Genomic DNA, 4288 nt, shown 5'->3' on the forward strand with positions numbered 1-4288 from the left:
TTTTGAGCAACCTGTGGCTAGCTTCCTAGTTTGCTCTTTGATTTTCATTGAGTATAAGGTGGTACCAAGGAGCTAAAATTAACAATAAAAAAGAAAAACGTCTTGACAACTAAGGAAAAAATTTGTTACAATAATAGACGGTACTTTTTACTTTTGGTCTCTCAAGAGTGTACAGGGACGTGCTGACAAATGTTGCAAAAGTACACACAGATGATAGCTGTCACCAAGTGTATCATCACCAAAAATAAAAAAACACAGGAGAATGTAGATGCCTACAATTAACCAATTGGTTCGCAAACCGCGTAAATCAAAAGTAGAAAAATCTAAATCACCAGCTTTGAACGTTGGTTACAACAGTCATAAAAAAGTTCAAACAAACGTTTCTTCACCACAAAAACGTGGTGTTGCAACTCGTGTTGGAACAATGACACCTAAAAAACCTAACTCAGCCCTTCGTAAATTTGCTCGTGTACGTTTGAGCAACCTTATCGAAGTTACTGCCTACATCCCAGGTATCGGACACAACTTGCAAGAGCACAGCGTGGTGCTTCTTCGCGGTGGACGTGTAAAAGACCTTCCAGGGGTACGTTACCATATCGTCCGTGGTGCACTTGATACTGCAGGTGTTAACGATCGTAAACAAGGCCGTTCTAAATACGGTACTAAACGTCCAAAAGCATAAGGAAAGGGGATAAAGAGAAATGAGTCGTAAAAATAGAGCTCCAAAACGTGACGTATTGCCAGATCCGCTTTACAATTCACAACTAGTTACTCGTCTTATCAACCGCGTTATGCTTGACGGTAAACGTGGTACAGCTGCTTCAATCGTCTACGGTGCCTTTGAGCAAATCAAAGAAGCTACTGGAAACGATGCACTTGAAGTATTTGAAACAGCTATGGAAAACATCATGCCTGTACTTGAAGTACGTGCACGTCGTGTCGGTGGTTCTAACTACCAAGTCCCAGTTGAAGTTCGTCCAGAACGTCGTACAACACTTGGACTTCGTTGGTTGGTAACAATCGCTCGTCTTCGTGGTGAACACACAATGCAAGACCGTCTTGCAAAAGAAATCTTGGATGCTGCTAACAATACTGGTGCAGCTGTTAAGAAACGTGAAGACACTCACCGTATGGCTGAAGCTAACCGTGCATTCGCACACTTCCGTTGGTAAGATTAAGATACTAAGGGCGTTAAAAAAGCGACTGAAAATTAGGAAGCTTGACGAAGAATCGAAGATTCTAGGAGAGCTTATCTATTTTCCGAGCTTTTAGCCCGGGTTCAAATTAGCTAAATCGATTAGTATTAGCTATAACTCAACTTATAATCTGATAAGTTGAAACCAACAATAGCATGAAAAGATTGAGAACGGGTAGGTCCTGCCTATCCGTTTTTATTAAAATCGTGTTATAATAGAATAGAAATCAAAAATAAATAGGAGAAACAAATCTCATGGCACGCGAATTTTCACTTGAAAAAACTCGTAATATCGGTATCATGGCTCACGTCGATGCTGGTAAAACAACAACTACTGAGCGTATTCTTTACTACACTGGTAAAATCCACAAAATCGGTGAAACTCACGAAGGTGCGTCACAAATGGACTGGATGGAGCAAGAGCAAGAACGTGGTATCACTATCACATCTGCTGCGACAACAGCTCAATGGAACAACCACCGCGTAAATATCATCGACACACCAGGACACGTGGATTTCACAATTGAAGTACAACGTTCTCTTCGTGTATTGGATGGTGCGGTTACCGTTCTTGACTCACAATCAGGTGTTGAGCCTCAAACTGAAACAGTTTGGCGTCAAGCAACTGAGTACGGAGTTCCACGTATCGTATTTGCCAACAAAATGGATAAAATCGGTGCTGACTTCCTTTACTCTGTAAGCACACTTCACGATCGTCTTCAAGCAAATGCACACCCAATCCAATTGCCAATCGGTTCTGAAGATGACTTCCGTGGTATCATCGACTTGATCAAGATGAAAGCTGAAATCTATACGAACGACCTTGGTACAGATATTCTTGAAGAAGACATCCCAGCTGAATACCTTGACCAAGCTCAAGAATACCGTGAAAAATTGGTTGAAGCAGTTGCTGAAACTGATGAAGATTTGATGATGAAATACCTTGAAGGTGAAGAAATCACTAACGAAGAATTGAAAGTTGCTATCCGTAAAGCAACTATCAACGTTGAATTCTTCCCAGTATTGTGTGGTTCTGCCTTCAAGAACAAAGGTGTTCAATTGATGCTTGATGCGGTTATTGACTACCTTCCAAGCCCACTTGATATCCCAGCGATCAAAGGTGTTAACCCAGATACAGACGAAGAAGAAACTCGTCCAGCATCTGACGAAGAGCCATTTGCAGCTCTTGCCTTCAAGATCATGACTGACCCATTCGTAGGTCGTTTGACATTCTTCCGTGTATACTCAGGTGTTCTTCAATCTGGTTCTTACGTAATGAACACTTCTAAAGGTAAACGTGAACGTATCGGACGTATCCTTCAAATGCACGCTAACAGCCGTCAAGAAATTGACACTGTTTACTCAGGTGATATCGCTGCTGCCGTTGGTTTGAAAGATACTACAACTGGTGACTCATTGACAGATGAAAAAGCTAAAATCATCCTTGAGTCAATCAACGTTCCAGAACCAGTTATCCAATTGATGGTTGAGCCAAAATCTAAAGCTGACCAAGACAAGATGGGTATCGCCCTTCAAAAATTGGCTGAAGAAGATCCAACATTCCGCGTTGAAACAAACGTTGAAACTGGTGAAACAGTTATCTCTGGTATGGGTGAACTTCACCTTGATGTCCTTGTTGACCGTATGCGTCGTGAGTTCAAAGTTGAAGCGAACGTAGGTGCTCCTCAAGTATCTTACCGTGAAACATTCCGCGCTTCTACTCAAGCACGTGGATTCTTCAAACGTCAGTCTGGTGGTAAAGGTCAATTCGGTGATGTATGGATTGAGTTTAGTCCAAACGAAGAAGGTAAAGGATTCGAATTCGAAAACGCAATCGTCGGTGGTGTGGTTCCTCGTGAATTTATCCCAGCGGTTGAAAAAGGTTTGGTAGAATCTATGGCTAACGGTGTTCTTGCAGGTTACCCAATGGTTGACGTTAAAGCTAAGCTTTACGATGGTTCATACCACGATGTCGACTCATCTGAAACTGCCTTCAAGATCGCGGCTTCACTTGCCCTTAAAGAAGCTGCTAAATCAGCACAACCAGCTATCCTTGAGCCAATGATGCTTGTAACAATCACTGTTCCAGAAGAAAACCTTGGTGATGTTATGGGTCACGTAACTGCTCGTCGTGGACGTGTAGATGGTATGGAAGCACACGGTAACAGCCAAATCGTTCGTGCTTACGTTCCACTTGCTGAAATGTTCGGTTACGCAACAGTTCTTCGTTCTGCATCTCAAGGACGTGGTACATTCATGATGGTATTTGACCACTACGAAGATGTACCTAAGTCAGTACAAGAAGAAATCATTAAGAAAAACAAAGGTGAAGACTAATCAGTCCTCGCTCTAAAAGGAAGTCACTTAGTGGCTTCCTTTTGTCTTTAGAAAATACCTCTAAATATGGTAAAATAGTAGGAGAATAATGTGAGGAAAATGAATGTCAAATAGTTTTGAAATTTTGATGAATCAACTGGGGATGCCTACTGAAATGAGACAGGCTCCTGCTTTAGCACAGGCTGATATTGAGCGAGTTGTGGTTCATAAAATTAGTAAGGTATGGGAGTTTCATTTCGTATTTTCTAATATTTTACCGATTGAAATCTTTTTAGAAATAAAGAAAGGTTTGAGGGAAGAATTTTCTAAGACAGGCAATCAAGCTGTTTTTGAAATCAAGGCTCTGTCTCAAGAATTTTCTAATCAACTCTTACAGGCCTACTACAAGGAGGCTTTTTCTGAAGGTCCATGTGCAAGCCAAGGATTTAAATCTCTTTATCAGAATTTGCAAGTTCGTGCGGAGGGCAATCAGCTATTTATTGAAGGATCTGAGGCGATTGATAAGGAACATTTTAAGAAGAATCATCTTCCTAATTTAGAAAAGCAACTTGAAAAATTTGGTTTCCCAGCCTTTGTATGCCAAATAGAAAAGAACGATGCCCTTACACAAGAGCAGCAGGAAGCTTTTCATACGGAGAATGAACAAATCGTTCAGGCTGCCAACGAAGAAGCTTTACGAGCTATGGAGCAACTGGAACAAATGGCTCCTCCTCCAGTAGAAGAGAAGCCAGCCTCTTATTTCTCGTCCAAAGAACC

At 41.5% G+C, this 4288-nt stretch carries 4 protein-coding genes; all 4 read left to right on the top strand.

All coding sequences use genetic code 11. From position 1 onward, the window contains the following. Positions 1 to 268 precede the first annotated feature (268 nt). Positions 269 to 682 carry a 30S ribosomal protein S12 gene (gene rpsL / locus QZ565_RS08370; RefSeq protein ID WP_001142332.1) on the top strand — a complete coding sequence of 138 codons (414 nt, stop codon included), beginning with the start codon at positions 269 to 271 and terminating at the stop codon, positions 680 to 682. Between the two features lie 19 nt (positions 683 to 701). After that, positions 702 to 1172, top strand: a complete 471-nt coding sequence (gene rpsG / locus QZ565_RS08375; RefSeq protein ID WP_000087873.1) for a 30S ribosomal protein S7 — start codon at positions 702 to 704, stop codon at positions 1170 to 1172. Between the two features lie 278 nt (positions 1173 to 1450). Beyond that, positions 1451 to 3532 (top strand): elongation factor G, encoded by a 2082-nt coding sequence (fusA, locus tag QZ565_RS08380; RefSeq protein ID WP_295528144.1) that lies wholly within the window; start codon positions 1451 to 1453, stop codon positions 3530 to 3532. A gap of 103 nt (positions 3533 to 3635) precedes the next feature. Then, positions 3636 to 4288: PolC-type DNA polymerase III N-terminal domain-containing protein (locus QZ565_RS08385; protein WP_295528147.1), on the top strand; the 653-nt coding region annotated here is incomplete at its 3' end.

The organism is uncultured Streptococcus sp. (assembly GCF_915066115.1).
GTDB lineage: Bacteria > Bacillota > Bacilli > Lactobacillales > Streptococcaceae > Streptococcus.